Annotated in this window: 16 protein-coding genes and 1 riboswitch; of the genes, 14 read left to right on the plus strand and 2 right to left on the minus strand. The window is 60.4% G+C overall.

Annotated features, from left to right (window positions below):
• Window positions 1–32: 32 nt before the first annotated feature.
• Both ACTJJ7_RS19395 and ACTJJ7_RS19400 read right to left on the minus strand, forming a co-directional pair.
• Window positions 33–866: an amidohydrolase family protein gene (locus tag ACTJJ7_RS19395; RefSeq protein ID WP_440968525.1), complete on the minus strand. Its 834-nt coding sequence runs from the start codon at window positions 864–866 to the stop codon at window positions 33–35.
• 17 nt (window positions 867–883) lie between these two features.
• Window positions 884–1,687, minus strand: a complete 804-nt coding sequence (locus tag ACTJJ7_RS19400) for an IclR family transcriptional regulator (RefSeq protein ID WP_374042760.1) — start codon at window positions 1,685–1,687, stop codon at window positions 884–886.
• A gap of 166 nt (window positions 1,688–1,853) precedes the next feature.
• On the opposite strand from ACTJJ7_RS19400, the gene ACTJJ7_RS19405 reads away from it, so the two are divergent.
• The 14 genes from ACTJJ7_RS19405 to ACTJJ7_RS19470 all read left to right on the plus strand — a co-directional run bounded on the left by ACTJJ7_RS19405 (window position 1,854) and on the right by ACTJJ7_RS19470 (window position 16,011).
• On the plus strand, window positions 1,854–3,170 hold the full coding sequence (locus tag ACTJJ7_RS19405) for an ABC transporter substrate-binding protein (RefSeq protein ID WP_130269650.1): 1,317 nt from the start codon (window positions 1,854–1,856) through the stop codon (window positions 3,168–3,170).
• A gap of 108 nt (window positions 3,171–3,278) precedes the next feature.
• On the plus strand, window positions 3,279–4,175 hold the full coding sequence (locus ACTJJ7_RS19410) for a carbohydrate ABC transporter permease (RefSeq protein WP_440968526.1): 897 nt from the start codon (window positions 3,279–3,281) through the stop codon (window positions 4,173–4,175).
• A 1-nt stretch (window position 4,176) separates the two neighbouring features.
• Window positions 4,177–5,043 (plus strand): carbohydrate ABC transporter permease, encoded by an 867-nt coding sequence (locus ACTJJ7_RS19415; RefSeq protein ID WP_105731924.1) that lies wholly within the window; start codon window positions 4,177–4,179, stop codon window positions 5,041–5,043.
• Between the two features lie 11 nt (window positions 5,044–5,054).
• Entirely contained in the window at window positions 5,055–6,152 is a 1,098-nt protein-coding gene (locus ACTJJ7_RS19420) for an ABC transporter ATP-binding protein (protein WP_130269652.1), read from the plus strand.
• 2 nt (window positions 6,153–6,154) lie between these two features.
• Window positions 6,155–7,267 (plus strand): mandelate racemase/muconate lactonizing enzyme family protein, encoded by a 1,113-nt coding sequence (locus tag ACTJJ7_RS19425; RefSeq protein WP_440968527.1) that lies wholly within the window; start codon window positions 6,155–6,157, stop codon window positions 7,265–7,267.
• Window positions 7,268–7,271: 4 nt separating this feature from the next.
• On the plus strand, window positions 7,272–7,601 hold the full coding sequence (locus ACTJJ7_RS19430; RefSeq protein WP_105731927.1) for an L-rhamnose mutarotase: 330 nt from the start codon (window positions 7,272–7,274) through the stop codon (window positions 7,599–7,601).
• 195 nt (window positions 7,602–7,796) lie between these two features.
• Window positions 7,797–8,885: a Gfo/Idh/MocA family protein gene (locus tag ACTJJ7_RS19435; protein WP_440968528.1), complete on the plus strand. Its 1,089-nt coding sequence runs from the start codon at window positions 7,797–7,799 to the stop codon at window positions 8,883–8,885.
• A complete protein-coding gene (locus tag ACTJJ7_RS19440; protein WP_130269660.1) occupies window positions 8,886–9,335 on the plus strand; it encodes a MaoC family dehydratase in 450 nt (149 codons plus the stop codon).
• A 38-nt stretch (window positions 9,336–9,373) separates the two neighbouring features.
• Complete coding sequence (locus ACTJJ7_RS19445; protein WP_440968529.1) at window positions 9,374–10,108, plus strand: SDR family oxidoreductase; 735 nt, start codon at window positions 9,374–9,376, stop codon at window positions 10,106–10,108.
• Between the two features lie 168 nt (window positions 10,109–10,276).
• Complete coding sequence (locus tag ACTJJ7_RS19450) at window positions 10,277–11,122, plus strand: fumarylacetoacetate hydrolase family protein (RefSeq protein WP_440968530.1); 846 nt, start codon at window positions 10,277–10,279, stop codon at window positions 11,120–11,122.
• 39 nt (window positions 11,123–11,161) lie between these two features.
• Entirely contained in the window at window positions 11,162–12,439 is a 1,278-nt protein-coding gene (locus ACTJJ7_RS19455) for an L-fuconate dehydratase (protein WP_440968531.1), read from the plus strand.
• Window positions 12,440–12,520: 81 nt separating this feature from the next.
• Complete coding sequence (locus tag ACTJJ7_RS19460; RefSeq protein WP_440968532.1) at window positions 12,521–13,231, plus strand: DUF1868 domain-containing protein; 711 nt, start codon at window positions 12,521–12,523, stop codon at window positions 13,229–13,231.
• Between the two features lie 111 nt (window positions 13,232–13,342).
• A riboswitch (cobalamin riboswitch) is annotated at window positions 13,343–13,541 on the plus strand.
• 126 nt (window positions 13,542–13,667) lie between these two features.
• Complete coding sequence (locus ACTJJ7_RS19465) at window positions 13,668–14,912, plus strand: aromatic ring-hydroxylating oxygenase subunit alpha (RefSeq protein WP_130269668.1); 1,245 nt, start codon at window positions 13,668–13,670, stop codon at window positions 14,910–14,912.
• 7 nt (window positions 14,913–14,919) lie between these two features.
• Window positions 14,920–16,011, plus strand: coding sequence for a 2Fe-2S iron-sulfur cluster-binding protein (locus tag ACTJJ7_RS19470; RefSeq protein ID WP_440968533.1), 1,092 nt, complete (start codon window positions 14,920–14,922; stop codon window positions 16,009–16,011).
• Window positions 16,012–16,317: the final 306 nt, after the last annotated feature.

Raw genomic sequence — 16,317 nt, forward strand, 5'->3', positions numbered from 1 at the left:
CCTACCAGAGGGGGGGGGAGGTGAACCAACGCCTAAAGCGTCCACACCCGCTCGGCGTTACCGGAAAACAGTTTGGTCTTTTCGCTTTCGCTGCATCCCGAAACCAGTGCGTGCGTGGCGGCGATCCATGTGGCAAGGCCGCCGCCCAGCGTGCAGACCGGCCAGTCGCTGCCCCAGACAATCCGGTCCCAGCCGAAACTGCCGATGACGTGGTGCACATAGGGTTTGAGCGTTTCCGCCTGCCATTGCGCATCGGCATAGGCAACGACGCCGGAAATCTTGGCGATGACATTGGGGCGTTTGGCGATTTCGGTGATCCCGCCGCGCCAGACGGCGAAATCATCGCCCTTGATGTCAGGCACGCCGCAATGATCGAGAATGAAGGTCACATCAGGAGCAAGATCAACCAGTGTGATCGCCCGGTCCGTCTGGCGCGGCAGCACGCACAGATCGAAGGTCAGGCCCGATCCGCCCATACGCCGGATATTGTCGCGGAAGAGGGAACTCTCCGACAGATCGTCCGGCATGGTGTGCAGGATGCGGCGAAAGCCTTTGACGAACGGGTTGGCCCGCTGGCGTTCAAGGTAGGCGGAAAAGCCGGCCTCTTCCGGGCGGCAGGCGGCAATCGCCCCGGCAATCAGGCTGCCTTCACCCTTCGAAAGGCCCGCGACGTAGTCAATTTCGGTCTGGATTTCGGATGGGGTCACATCCACTTCCATGTGCAGCGCCCGGGTAATTCCGGCCCGCTGCGCCTGCAGCGCATATTCGCCGTAGAGAAAATCCCGGTTGAGTGCCTCGACACCGGCAAGCCAAGGATAATGCAGGGCCGACTGGTCGATGAGATGAAGGTGTGTATCGATGAACATGCCTGATCTGCTCCCGTTCACGCGTGGCGCACAACGCTGGAATGGATGACATCCGCGCCCGCAAGCTCGGAGAGTTTGTGTGCTGTCGTCACCAGCATTTCGCGCGCCTGATCAACGTCCGGCGCGTCGGGGATGTTCAGGAGCTTGATATAGGGGCAGGTCAGGGCCGCGATGGACCGCCCATCGGGTCCCAGGATTGGCGCGGATATATTGTAGACGCCTGCGGTCTGGGCGCTGGGCATGATCTCATAGCCGCGCGCACGGATATGGTCGAGCCGCTCGCGAAAATCCGCAGGCTGGGCAATGTCGTCGGCATGTTTTTCATATTCGGCAATCATCATGGCGCGTTCCTCATCCGAGCGGAACGCCAGAAGCACATGACCGGAGCCGGTGTTGAAGAGGCTGATATGCGAGCCGACGCGGATGGAAATGCCCCAATAATCAGGCGCCTCCTGTTGGGCAATGACGACGGCCGCACCCCGGTCAAACACACTGAGCTGGTTGGCCTGCTTGGTCAGGACCGCAAGATCGCGCATCAGCGGCGTGGCATAGGAGGCGAGCCGGCGAACCGGGGCATGCAGCTGGGCGAGGCCGAAGAGTTTCAGGGTCAGGGAATAGCGGTCGCCCTCGAGCCGGGTGACATAGCCGCGCCGGACCAGCCGGTCGAGCATGCGGTAGAACTCATTGGGACTGCGGCCAAGATGCTTGGCAATTTCCGCCTGGGTGAGGCCGCCATCAATGCCCGAAAGCAGCTCGAGAATGTCCAGTCCCTTGTCGAGTGCCGGGGCGCGATACCGGTCGCTGTCGTCTTCTTCCAACATGGTTATCCCCTCATTTCACCCAATGCATATACGAAGATTATCTTCATAGGAAAGCGTTTCCGCGCTTGACGGTCAAGCCTGTAAATGTTTGTATATGAATGACACGCCCATATATGGGTGAAGAAAAGTGCCGGGAGGCGGCACTCTGGATGTTGGGAGGAACTGCATGAAAAACCTGCTAGCCAGTGTTTCGGCCGGCGCTATTGCGCTTTTGAGCACAAGCCTTGCCTTTGGCGCTGAACTGCCGGGCAAGTTCGAGGGCGTCACCATCGACGCCAAACTGATCGGCGGCCAGCAATATGAGCCGCTGTATGAGCGTATCGGCGAATGGGAGAAGCTGACCGGCGCCAAGGTCAACATCCTGTCCAAGAAGAATCACTTCGAGCTCGACAAGGAGATCAAGTCGGATATCGCTTCGGGCAGCCTGAAGTGGTGCGTCGGTTCGAACCATTCATCCTTTGCGCCGCAATATCCGGGCATCTATACGGATCTGACGCCGCTGATACCGGCGGCGGAAGTCGCTGCTTTCGTGCCGGCCAACATCAAGGCCTCGACCCTCGACGGCAAGCTGGTGATGCTGCCGCGCGCGCAGTTCGACGTTTCCGCGCTGTACTACCAGAAGAGCATTTATGCCGACGAAGCCAACAAGAAGGCCTTCAAGGCCAAGTATGGCTATGAGCTGACACCGCCCGATACCTGGCAGCAGGTGACGGATCAGGCGCTGTTCTTCACCAAGGCGCCGGATTTCTACGGCACGCAATTTGCCGGCAAGGAAGAGGCGATCAACGGCCGCTTCTATGAAATGCTGGTTGCCGAGGGCGGCGAGTACATCGACAAGGACGGCAAGCCCGCCTTCAATTCGGCCGCGGGCATCAAGGCGCTCGACTGGTTCGTCAATCTCTACAAGGCCAAGGCTGTTCCCGCCGGTACAACCAACTATCTGTGGGACGATCTTGGCCAGGGCTTTGCCTCCGGCTCCATTGCCATCAATCTGGACTGGCCGGGCTGGGCAAGCTTCTTCAATGATCCGAAGTCCTCAAAGGTTGCCGGCAATGTCGGCGTCAAGGTTCAACCGGCGGGGTCATCGGGCAAGCGGACCGGCTGGTCCGGCAGCCACGGCTTCTCGGTCACGGAAGCCTGCGCCAACAAGGACGCCGCCGCTTCGCTCGTCTGGTGGCTGACCAATGAAGACAGCCAGAAGCTGGAAGCCAAGGCCGGGCCGTTGCCGACCCGCACGGCGGTCTGGGCCTGGGATATCGATCAGGCCAAGAGCGATCCGTACAAGACGGAGGTTCTGGCGGCTTTCCAGGAAGCGGCGAAGAATGCCTTCCCGGTTCCGCCGCTGGCCGAATGGATCGAGATTTCCAACGCCGTCTATCCGGAGCTGCAGGCCGCCATCCTTGGCGACAAGACCTCCAAGGAAGCGCTCGACACCGCTGCCCAGAAGGCAACCGATATTCTCAAGGATGCCGGCAAGCTTTGATGCGGTTGGGAGGCGGGGTGATGGATATCACCCCGCTTCTATCCTGCCGGACAGGGGGTAACGCATGCAACCTATCCGGGAGCAGAGATTAAAAGGCCCATACTCCAGATGAAATTTCCCAAATTATCAGCGCCGACGCTTCTGCTGCTGCCCGCCATTATCGTTCTGGCTGCCGTCATCGTCCTGCCCCTGCTGTTTTCGCTCTACTCCAGCTTCACGCCGTTCCGGCTGACGAAACCCGAGACGATCTGGGTTGTCATCGGCTTCCGCAACTATGTGAGCGCGCTGACCAGCCTGGAATTCTGGACGGCGTTCGGGCGGACGGTTCTGCTTTTGACCATCGCTCTGAATGCCGAAATGTTCCTTGGCCTCGGTGTTGCCATGCTGGTCAACAAGGCCACGCGCGGCCAGCGTCTGTTGCGCACGCTGATGATGTTCCCGATGATGTTCTCACCGGTGCTCGTCGGCTTTCAGTTCAAATTCCTGTTCAATGACAATATCGGCTTCGTCAACAATGTGCTGCAGTCGCTGGGGATAACCACATCGGCCATCCCGTGGCTGATCGACGGCAATCTGGCGCTGTTCTCGATCATTGTCGCGGAAATCTGGTCTTCGACCTCGGTCTTCGCGATCCTGATCCTTGCCGGCCTGCTGGCCATGCCGCAGGAGCCCGTGGAAGCCGCGCGTGTCGATGGCTGCACGCCGTGGCAGACCTTCCGCTATGTCACTTGGCCTTACCTCATGCCCTTCGCCATGATCGCCATGACCATCCGCTCGCTCGACGTGGCGCGTGCCTATGACATCGTCAAGATCATGACCGATGGCGGTCCGGCCAAACGCACGGAACTGTTGTGGACGCTGGTCGGCCGCACCGCCTACAGCGATGCGCGCATGGGCATGGCCAATGCCATGGCCTATATTTCGATCCTGCTCTCCATCCTGTTCACCGTGTATTTCTTCAGAAAGCTCGCCGCGGCGCGCCAGCAGATCGGAGCGGAGTGGTAAGATGGATCAGAACAACGCACATCGTCTCAAGCGCCGCGGCCTGAAAGTCCTGCATCTCGTCGGCCTGTTCCTGGCCATGCTGGTCATCTGCCTGCCGGGCCTGTGGATCGTCCTCAATTCGCTCCGCCCGACCGTCGAGATCATGGCCAAACCGCCCGTATGGATTCCGCAGGATATTTCGCTCGATGCCTACCGCGCCATGTTCGGCGGCGCCGGGCAGGGCGGCATCCCGGTCTGGGAGTATTTCCGCAATTCGCTGATCATTTCGATCACCTCGACCATCATTGCGCTCATTATCGGCATGGCGGGCGGCTACGCCTTTGCCCGCTACAAGTTCAAGGGCAAGTCGGCGGTCTTCCTCGGCTTCATGCTGACGCGCGCGGTTCCCGGCATCGCGCTGTCGCTGCCGCTGTTCATGATTTTCGCCCGGCTCGGCATCATCGATACGCATTTTTCCATGATCCTGATCTATGTGGCCCTCAACGTGCCCTTCACCATCTGGCTGATCGACGGGTTCTTCCGCCAGGTGCCGAAGGATCTGGCCGAGGCCGCGCAGATCGACGGCTGCACGCGCTGGCAGGCATTCTGGCAGGTGGAATTTCCGCTGGCGGGTCCGGGTATCGCCTCGGCAGGTATTTTCGCCTTCCTCACCTCGTGGAACGAATATGCGCTGGCCTCGCAGATCACCCGCTCGGTCAATTCGAAGACGCTGCCCGTCGGACTGCTCGATTACACGTCGGAATTCACCATTGACTGGCGCGGCATGTGTGCGCTCGCCGTGGTCATGATCGTTCCGGCGCTGACCCTCACATTCATCATTCAAAAGCATCTGGTGTCCGGACTGACGTTCGGCGCGGTGAAAGGTTAAAGGCTCTCCCAATGGCACCCGTAACCCTGAAAAAGCTGGTCAAGCGCTACGGCAGCGTGGATGTTGTCCACGGCATTGATCTTGAGGTGAAGGACCGCGAATTCATCGCGCTGGTCGGGCCGTCCGGCTGCGGCAAGTCGACGACGCTGCGCATGATTGCCGGGCTGGAAGACATCAGCGACGGCGTCATCGAAATCGGCGGCAAGCCGGTCAACGACCTGCCGCCGCGCGCCCGCAACATCTCGATGGTGTTCCAGTCCTACGCGCTCTATCCGCATATGACCGTGCGCGAGAATATGGGTTTTTCGCTGAAGATCGGCAAGGTACCGCAGGCGGAGATCGACCAGCGCGTCAATGAAGCGGCTGCCATTCTCGATCTGGAAAAGTACATGGATCGCCGTCCGTCCCAGCTCTCCGGCGGCCAGCGCCAGCGTGTGGCCATGGGCCGCGCCATCGTGCGCAAGCCGGAAGTGTTCCTGTTCGACGAGCCGCTGTCCAATCTCGATGCCAAGCTGCGCACGCAGGTGCGCACCGAAATCAAGCGGCTGCACGCCAAGGTGCAGGCGACCATGATCTACGTGACCCACGATCAGGTCGAGGCCATGACGCTGTCCGACCGTATCGTCATCATGCGGGACGGTCATATCGAGCAGGTCGGCACGCCGGAAGAAGTGTTCAAGCGTCCGGCCACGCGCTTTGTCGCGGGTTTCATCGGTTCGCCGCCGATGAACCTCAACGAGGCCACGGTCGATGGCGGCAGGCTGGTGCTGAAGGGCGGCCAGAGCCTGCCTTTGCCGCTCGAATTCCGCAACAAGGTGGTTGCGGGCGAAAAGGTCATTTTTGGCCTGCGTCCCGACGATATCTATCCGACCGGCCATGGCTTGAGTTCCGGCGAGGCGACGGATGTGCACGAGCTGTCGCTGCCGGTTTCGATCACCGAACCGCTCGGCAACGAGACGCTGGTGTTCATCACGCTCGGCGAAAAGGAATGGGTATCGCGCATGCTCAATCCGCGCCCGCTCGCGGCGGGTGAGACCATCAAGCTGAGTTTCGACCTGTCGCAGGCGCATCTCTTCTCGGCCGAAACCGGCAAAACCCTGCGGAGCTGACCATGGCCAGAATCGAACGCGTCGAATTGCGGATGGTCGACCTGCCGCCGAAAGTGCTGCGGACCGATGCCATCCAGAGCTTTGTTTCGCAGGAAACGCCGATTGTCACCATCACCGACAGCGATGGCGCTGTCGGTACGGGGTACAGCTACACGATCGGCACGGGCGGCTCCTCGGTGATGCGGCTTTTGTCGGATCATCTGGTGCCGCGCCTGCTCGGCAGGGATGCCGACCAGATCGAGGCCATCTGGCGCGAGCTTGAATTTGCCACCCACGCGACAACCATTGGGGCGATCACCGCGATTGCGCTCGCCGCTATCGATATCGCTTTGTGGGACCTGCGGGCGAAGAAGCAGAACCTGCCTTTGTGGAAACTGGCGGGCGGGGCAAAAGACCGCTGCCCGCTCTACACCACCGAAGGCGGCTGGCTGCACATTGAAAAACAGGCGCTGGTGGATGATGCCTTGCAGGCGAAAGCCAAGGGTTTCAAGGGTGCGAAGGTGAAGATCGGCCGTCCGCACGGCTCCGAAGACCTCGACCGCCTGTCGGCGGTGCGCGCTGCGGTGGGTGCGGGTTTCGAGATCATGACCGATGCCAATCAGGGTTTTACGCTGGATGAGGCCATCAGGCGCTCGCAGGTGCTGCGCGATATCGATCTGGCGTGGCTGGAAGAGCCGCTGCCGGCTGACGATATCGACGGCCATGTGCGCCTGTCCGCGGCAACGCAGACGCCGGTTGCCGTCGGCGAATCGCTCTATTCGATCCGGCATTTCCGCGAATATATGCAGAAGCGCGCCTGTTCCATCGTGCAGGTGGATGTGGGCCGTATCGGCGGGATCACGCCCTGGCTGAAAGTGGCGCATACGGCGGAAAGTTTTGACATGCCGGTCTGCCCGCACTTCCTGATGGAGCTGCATGTCAGCCTCACCTGCGCGGTGCAGAACGGCAGGTATGTCGAGTATATCCCGCAGCTGGACGACCTGACACAGACACAGATGCGTATCGAAGATGGTCATGCCATTGCGCCGTCCGAACCCGGCATCGGCATCGATTGGGACTGGGATGCGGTGAAGGCACGCAGCATCGATGAATTCACCACGGAAATCCGGAGTTAGGCTGATGCAGCGCATGGGCATGATGATCGGGCTGAACGGTGACAGGGTGGCGGAATACAAGCGCCTGCATGCGGCCGTCTGGCCGGAAATCCTGGCGCTCATCTCAAGCTGCAACATCCGCAACTACACGATCTTCCTGCGCGAGCCGGAGAATATCCTGTTCGGCACGTGGGAATATCACGGCACGGATTTTGCGGCTGACATGGCCCGTATGGCTGCCGATCCCAAAAACAAGGAATGGTGGGCTGTCTGCATGCCGTGCCAGGTGCCGCTGGCAACGCGGGCGCCGGGCGAATGGTGGGCGATGATGGATGAAGTCTTCCATCTGGATTGAGGAATACAAATGAACAAGCCTCCTTTCACCCCCCTCTGGGCTGCCGCCCATCTCCCCCACAAGGGGGGAGATCAGCCTGCATTGCCGTCTTCGCAAAAATTGAAACATGTCCTGTTGCGCAAAAGTGTTCATGCCAATGTGATCTCCCCCCTTGTGGGGGAGATGTCCGGCAGGACAGAGGGGGGTATCTGACGCGTGCAAACACCTGCAAAACCCTTCAATCCATCCACCCTGCAGCAGAGCTGGCCGCTTCCAGCGAAGCCGCGCCCCATCGTGACCTTCGGGGCGGGCAGCATCGTCGGCGACGCGCATTATCCGGCCTACCGGAAAGGCGGCTTTCCCATCGCCGGTCTGTTCGATCCCGATCAGGCGAAGGCGGCGAAAATCGCCGCTGAATGGAATGTGACTGCCTATGCATCGCTGGCGGAAGCCACGGCCGTGGAAAATTCTATCTACGATCTGGCGACGCCGCCCGCACGCCATGCGGATGTGCTGAAAGCCCTGCCGGAGGGTTCCTTCGCCCTGATCCAGAAACCGATGGGCAGCGATCTTGCCCAGTCCACGGAAATTCTTAGGATCTGCCGGGAGCGCAACATCACCGCTGCCGTCAATTTCCAGCTGCGATTCGCCCCGATGATGCTGGCGCTGAAAGATGCGATCGCGCAGGGCTGGCTGGGCGAGGTCATCGATTTCGATGCCTGGCTGGCGCTGGACACGCCATGGTCGCTATGGCCGTTTCTCAACGGTTTGCCGCGTGTCGAGATCGCCATGCATTCGATCCATTACATCGATGTGATCCGCGAGATTCTCGGCAATCCGCTGGGCGTGCACGCGAAGACACTGGGGCACCCCGGCCATGCGGTGGCGCAGACACGCACGAGCGCCATTCTCGACTATGGCGAGCGGGTGCGCTGCTCGCTGTCGATCAATCATGACCACAAATTCGGGCGCAGGTTTCAGGCCTGCGAGTTCCGCATCAGCGGCACCGAAGGCGCTGCCTATGTCAAGCTCGGGGTCAATCTCGACTATCCGCGCGGCGAGCCGGACGAATTGATGATCTATCCGAAGGGCGGCTCCGATTGGATCAATGTTCCGCTGCAGGGCGCATGGTTCCCCGATGCCTTTGTCGGACGCATGGCCAATCTGCAGCGCTTTGCCAACGGCGAGGACACCGCGCTGGTCAGTTCGGTCGAAGACGCCTGGCATACCATGGCGCTGGTCGAGGCCGCCTATCAATCAAGTGCGGCGCCGGCAACGCCGCTGGCGCAAAAGCCGGAGGCGTGAATGTCGGAACAGGCCATCTATTTCGAGGATTATGCCATCGGCCACGTGCGCACCACGACGGGCCGCACGATCACTGAAACCGATTTCGTCGTGCATGCGGGTCACACCGGCGATTTCTTCCCGCACCATATGGATGCCGAATTTGCCAAGACCACGCCGTTCGGCCAGCGGGTTGCGCATGGGACAATGATCTTTTCCATCGGTGTCGGCCTCACCGCCAGCCTGATCAATCCGGTGGCGTTCTCCTATGGCTATGACCGTCTGCGTTTCGTGCGGCCGGTCTTCATCGGCGACACCATCCGCACGCGCGTGACCATCAGCGCCAAGGAAGACGATCCGAAACGCCCGGGAAGCGGGCGCGTGGTCGAGCGCTGCGAGGTTCTCAACCAACGCGATGAAGTCGTGCTCGCAGCCGACCATATCCTGATCGCCGAGCGCAGAACAAATTGATATGACGGGCACCTCAATGTGCCAGATGGAGGTTTGAAATGACAGGTAAGCTTGCAGGCAAGCGGGTTTTGATCACAGCGGCAGGGCAGGGCATCGGCCGCGCATCGGTGCTGGCTTTTGCGCGCGAAGGCGCAATCGTCCATGCCACTGACATCAACCAGCAATTGCTCGATGCACTGCCGCAGGAGGCGGGGATCAAACCGCGCAAGCTGGATGTGCTGAAAACCGAAGAGGTCAATCAGGTTGCCGGAGAGATCGGTCCGATTGACGTGCTCTTCAACTGTGCCGGTTTCGTGCATGGCGGCTCGATCCTTGAAATGCCCGATGCGGATCTGGATTTCGCCCTCGATCTCAATGTCCGGGCGATGATCCGGACGATCCGCGCCGTCCTGCCCGGCATGATCGAACGCGGCGATGGCGCGATCATCAACATGTCGTCGGTTGCCAGCAGCGTGAAGGGCGTGCCGAACCGCTTCGCCTATGGCGTCACCAAGGCGGCTGTGCTCGGCCTGACCAAGTCGGTGGCCGCCGAATACATCACGCAGGGCATCCGCTGCAACGCGATCTGCCCCGGCACGGTGGAAAGCCCGTCGCTGGAACAACGCATGCGGGCGGGCGGCGACTACGAGGCCGCACGCGCGGCTTTCATTGCCCGCCAGCCGATGGGCCGTCTCGGCCTGCCGGAGGAAATTGCCGACCTTGCCGTCTATCTCGCCGGTGCGACCTACACGACGGGGCAGGCCTATAACATCGATGGCGGCTGGACCGTCTAGGAGACTTTGCCAATCCACCCTGATGGGCATCTGATGCGATTTTCTGCGCTTCCGGTGCTCTCATGGACGAAAATGTCCACTGCGCTCCGGTTCTCGAAAACCGCACCAGCTTCCTCATCAGGATGAATTGTCAGAAGCCTCCTCCCATGCAATCGGAAGGAACAGACGATGAAATTTCTACGTTATGGCGAACCGGGACAGGAAAAGCCCGGTGTGCTGGATGCCAAGGGGCATATCCGCGATCTTTCAGGCGTGGTGAGCGATCTTGCCGGGGCCGTGCTCGACCCGGAAGCGCTGGCAAAATTGTCGGCGCTGGATTTAGAGAGCCTGCCTGCCGTTGGCGGCAATCCGCGCCTCGGCCCCTGCGTTGCCGGAACCGGAAAATTCATCTGCATCGGTCTGAATTATGCGGATCATGCGGCGGAATCCGGCATGGCCGTGCCGCCGGAGCCGGTCATTTTCATGAAAGCCACATCGGCCATATCAGGCCCGAATGACGACCTGGTCATTCCGCGCGATTCGGAAAAGACCGACTGGGAAGTCGAGCTTGGCATCGTCATCGGCCGCACGGCAAAATATGTTGATGAAGCCGAGGCGCTGGATTACGTCGCCGGTTACTGCACCGTGCACGATGTCAGCGAGCGCGCCTTCCAGACGGAGCGGGCAGGGCAATGGACCAAGGGCAAATCCTGCGACACGTTCGGGCCGACAGGCCCGTGGCTGGTGACCAAGGACGAGGTGGCCGACCCGCAAAATCTTGGCATGTGGCTGAAGGTCAATGGCGAGATCATGCAGAACGGTTCCACGAAAACCATGGTCTACGGCGCTGCCTTCCTCGTCTCCTATCTCAGCCAGTTCATGTCGCTGCATCCCGGCGACATCATCTCGACCGGAACACCGCCCGGTGTCGGCATGGGCATGAAGCCGCCGCGCTACCTCAAGGCGGGTGACGTGATCGAGCTGGGCATTGACGGTCTTGGCACCCAGAAACAGGTGGCACGCGCCGACATTTGAGTCGGCGTCTGGCCCGCAACATCAATCAAGAGGCATATTGTGACCCGCATTACCGATCTTCGCGTCTTTGACGTCCGTTTCCCAACCTCGCAAAGCCTGGACGGATCGGACGCCATGAACCCGGACCCGGATTATTCCGCCGCCTATGTCATCCTCGATACGGACAACACGGCTTTGTCCGGTCATGGCCTGACTTTCACCATCGGTCGCGGCAATGAAATCTGCTGCCTGGCGATTGAAGCGATGAAGCACCTCGTCGTCGGACTGGAACTGGACTGGGTGAAGGAAAATCCCGGCCGTTTCTGGCACTTCATCACCGGCGACAGCCAGTTGCGCTGGATCGGGCCTGACAAGGGCGCGATGCATCTGGCAACGGGCGCAGTGGTCAATGCGGTCTGGGACTTGCTTGCCAAGGAAGCGGGCAAGCCGGTCTGGCAGCTGGTCGGCGAAATGACGCCGGAAGAAATCGTCGATATCGTCGACTTCCGCTACCTCACCGACGTGCTGACGCGCGAGGACGCACTCGCCATCCTGCGCAAGGCGGAGAGCGGCAAGAAGGAACGGATCGCCACGCTGCAGGCGGAAGGTTATCCCTGCTACACCACCTCGGCAGGCTGGCTCGGCTATTCCGATGAAAAGCTGCGCCGCCTCTGCCAGGAAGCGGTCGATGCCGGTTTCAATCACATCAAGATGAAGGTCGGCCGCGATCTTGAAGACGATATCCGCCGCCTGACCATCGCCCGCGAGGTGATTGGGCCGGACCGTATCCTGATGATCGATGCCAACCAGGTCTGGGAAGTGGGCGAGGCCATCGACTGGGTCAACAAGCTTGCCTTCGTGAAGCCGTTCTTTATCGAGGAGCCGACCAGCCCGGATGACGTGGCGGGTCACCGCAAGATCCGGCAGGCGATCAAGCCTGTGAAGGTCGCGACCGGCGAGATGTGCCAGAACCGCATCATGTTCAAGCAGTTCATTGCCGAAGGCGCCATCGATGTGGTGCAGATCGATTCGTGCCGGATGGGCGGTCTGAATGAAGTGCTGGCCGTGCTGCTGATTGCCGCAAAATATGAACTGCCCGTCTGGCCGCATGCGGGCGGTGTCGGCCTTTGCGAATATGTGCAGCATCTGTCGATGATCGATTACATCGCCGTGTCAGGCACGAAAGAGGGCCGGGTGATCGAATATGTCGATCATCTGCATGAGCATTTTGTCGATCCCTGCCATATCCGGGATGCCGCCTATATGCCGCCGTTGCTGCCGGGTTTCTCGATTGAAATGAAACAGGCGTCGATCGAGGAATATCTCTACCGGCCATAGCAAAATGGGCGGGGGCTTCATCTGCCTGACAAAGAGCTGTCCTATGGCGATTGCATTGTCGTCTCTCGTCACGGAGTTCCCATGCTCGACCTGATCAAGCCTTCGCTTGCCCGCTTTGCCGCCAGCCTGCACCCGGAACCGCCGGTGCATCTCGGCAGGCGCTACAACAGTGCGGGCGTCTTTCAGCCGGAACCCGGCAATACGGTTGTCTGCCATCTGGTGAAGGGTTCCGAGTCGGAAGCCTCGGTCATTGCGGTGCGCGAACGGATGCTGGCGATGCCCGATGCCGGGCAGCTGGCCTTTACCCCCGTCTCCAGCCTGCACATGACGCTGTTTCAGGGCATTATCGAATATCGCCGCCGCCCGTCCTACTGGCCCGACGACGTTCCGCTGGAGACAAGCATCGACGAGATGACGCGGCTTTACGTGGATCGCCTGCAGGATTTCGAGGGCTGCGGACCGTTCAACGTCGAGGTGATCGACGTGACGCCCGCCGGCCTCACCGTGGCGGGAGCGAGCGAATATGACGAGCGCATCATGCGCGCCTGGCGCGACGAACTGGCTGTGCCGTTCGGTTACCGGCATCCTGATCACGACACCTATGTCTTCCATGTCACGCTGGCCTATCCCATCGCGCGTTTTCCCGATGAGAGGCTCGGGGCCTGGCAGGAACTTCTGGATGATTGCCTAGCATTCATCCGGCGTGAATCGCCGGTCATTGCACTCAATCCGCCGGCATTCTGCAGTTTCGCCGATATGAATCATTTCGAGGAACTGGTGGTTCTGGATTGAACCAGTGGCCGTTTGATCGCCAATCTGCGACATAGTGTACAGGCACCCTACGTGTCGTCTTACGTAAATGCGATGTCGTTTCCGCACCTATTCTTTTTGGGTGGCGGATGCTTTTATCGGGGCACTTGAGGTGCCGCTTTTCTAGGGAAGCGGAGAATTGGGAAGCCGGTCGGAAACCCGGCGCTGCCCCCGCAACGGTAGTGGAGTGAAACACGGCATAACAGCCACTGGGCCACAATCCGGGAAGGCGTCGTGACAGCCGATACGGCAACTCCAGAGCCCGGAAACCAGCCTCGGGACATGAAAACCGACTGATCGCGGTGGGCGATCAAGGAGCATGATTCTGCGCGGGTATCGGCCGGTGGCCGGCCGTGCAGGCGTTCTTCCTCCGTCACCACCAGTCAGTTCTTTCGCAACATCGAGGCGAGGACACGACATGGATATACGCAACGAACTGCTCCGGGACCTGAGAAACCGGAAACCGGGCTACGGCCTTGAACAGGCCTTCTACTCCGATCCGGATTATTTCCGGCTGGACATGGAGAACATCTTTTATCGCGACTGGCTGTTCATCGGCCATGATTGCGAAGTCGCCAAGCCGGGCAATTTTTTCACGGTGCAGGTCGGCGATTATCCCGTTGTCATCGTGCGTGACCGCCAGGGCCAGATCCGGGCTTTCCACAATTCCTGCCGCCATCGCGGCTCGCGCGTCTGTTCGGCCGAGCGCGGCACGTCGGCAAAGCTCGTCTGCCCCTATCACCAGTGGACCTACGAGCTTGACGGGCGCCTGCTGTTCGCCCGCCAGATGGGCGATGATTTCGACGCCAGCCAGCACAGCTTGAAACCGGTGCCGTGCGAAAGCGTCGGCGGTTACATCTTCATCTGCCTGGCGCAGAATCCTGTCGATTTCAGCGCGGCGCGCGCACTGATCGAACCCTATCTCGCACCGCACCACCTCACCGAAACTAAGGTCGCCTTTCAGAGCACCATCGTCGAGAAGGGCAACTGGAAGCTGGTCTGGGAAAACAACCGCGAATGCTACCACTGTGTGGCCAATCATCCCGAACTGTGCAAGACCTTCCCGGAAGCGCCGAGCGTGAGCGGTGTCCAGGGCGCCGCCGACGATCCGGAAATCGCCGCCCATTGGCAGCGTTGCGAAGCGGCAGGCCTGCCAAGCACGTTCCGCATGTCGGATGACGGCCAGTACCGCGCCACCCGCGTGCCGCTTCTGCGTGATGCGGAAAGCTATACGATGAGCGGGCGCCGCGCCGTCGGCCGTCAGCTCAGCAACAGCGTCAACGAGAAGCAGATCGGCTCGCTGCTGCTGTTCCACTATCCGACCACATGGAACCATGTCCTCGGCGACCACGCCATTTCCTTCCGCGTGCTGCCGCTCAGCCCGGATGAAACGCAGGTCACCACCAAATGGCTGGTGCACAAGGATGCGGTCGAGGGTGTGGACTACACCATCGAGGAACTGACGCATGTCTGGCTTGAGACCAATGACCAGGACCGCCGCATCGTCGAGGAAAACGCCTTCGGCATCCGCTCGCCCGCCTATGAGCCCGGACCCTATTCGCCCGAGCATGAAGGCGGCGTGCTGCAATTCCTCGAATGGTACTGCACGTTCATGGAAGAGCGTCTTTCCGGCGGCGATACGCGGCTCAGCAAGGTAGCATAGGTACACAATGAACATGGGCGTTCCTCAGTCTTACCCGCACCTCGACCAGATGCAGCCATGGAATGACCGGCTGCATCTGCTGGAGTGTCTGTCGATCATCGAGGAAGCGCCGAATGTGAAGACCTTCACATTCCGTTCCGACAACCAGAACTGGTTCCGCTATGAGCCGGGCCAGTTCATGACCTTCGAGCTGCCGGTGCAGCCCGAAGCCGTCCTGCGCACCTATACGCTCTCCTCCAGCCCGTCACGGCCCTTCACCATTGCCGTGACGGTCAAGGCGCAGGAGAACAGCATCGGCACCCGCTGGATGCTGGATCATCTGACCCCGGGCATGCGGCTGAAGGCCTTCGGTCCCCTCGGCGATTTCTCCATGCGCAGGCATCCGGGAGAAAAGTACCTGTTCATCTCGGCCGGGTCCGGCATCACGCCGATGATGTCGATGACCCGCTGGATGCATGATTGCGCCCCGCAGAGCGATATCAGCTTCGTCACCTGCGCCCGCCGGCCCAGCGACATCATCTTCCGGCGGGAGCTCGAATACCTCACCGGCTGCATGCCCAACCTGAAACTGTCGTTTCTGATCAAGGAACACGAGATGGGGCAGGTGTGGACCGGCATTCGCGGGCGGCTGGAAGCGCCCAAGCTGCCGCTGCTGTCGCCCGATTTCAAGGACAGGACGATCTTCTGCTGTGGTCCGGAGGGTTTCATGCGCGATGTGCGCGACATGCTCGAAGCCGGCGGTTTCGACATGGCGCGGTATCATCAGGAAAGCTTCGGTCCGGCTGCAGAGCCGGTGCTGCCCGCATTTGACGTGATGTCCATCGATGCCGTGGAAGCATCGGCAACGATCACCTTTTCCATGTCGGGCATGGATGTGCCCTGCATGCCGGGGGATACGATCCTCAAGGCGGCGCGCGGCGCGGGTATCCGCATTGCGGCGGCCTGCGAATCCGGCCTGTGCGGCACGTGCAAGGTGATGAAACTGTCGGGGAAATCCGAAATGGATCACAATGGCGGTATTCTCGATGAAGAAATCGACGAGGGATTTGTGCTCGCCTGCTGCACCAAGCCCCTCGGCAATGTGGAGATCGAGGCCTGAGAGGCTGATCGCATGCTGGCACTTATCTCTCCCCTTGAGGGAGAGAACGGATTTTCTTGGATTTAGCCTCTTTGCTAAATCCTTAGAAAATCCAAGTGAGGGGATTAATCCGCCTCATCATACTTGCCCCCTCTCTTGCGATTTCTGGCACTTAGCAAGGGCTAAGTGCCAGAAATCGCTTTCTCCCCCGCAAGGGGGGAGATAGACAGGGCTCAATTCCCCTGCCTAAAACACCACGGTCTTGTGGCCGTTGAGCATGACGCGGGATTCAAGGTGCTTCTTGACGGCGCGGGCGAGCACCCGGCT

The organism is Phyllobacterium sp. 22229, assembly GCF_052056495.1.
GTDB lineage: Bacteria > Pseudomonadota > Alphaproteobacteria > Rhizobiales > Rhizobiaceae > Phyllobacterium > Phyllobacterium myrsinacearum.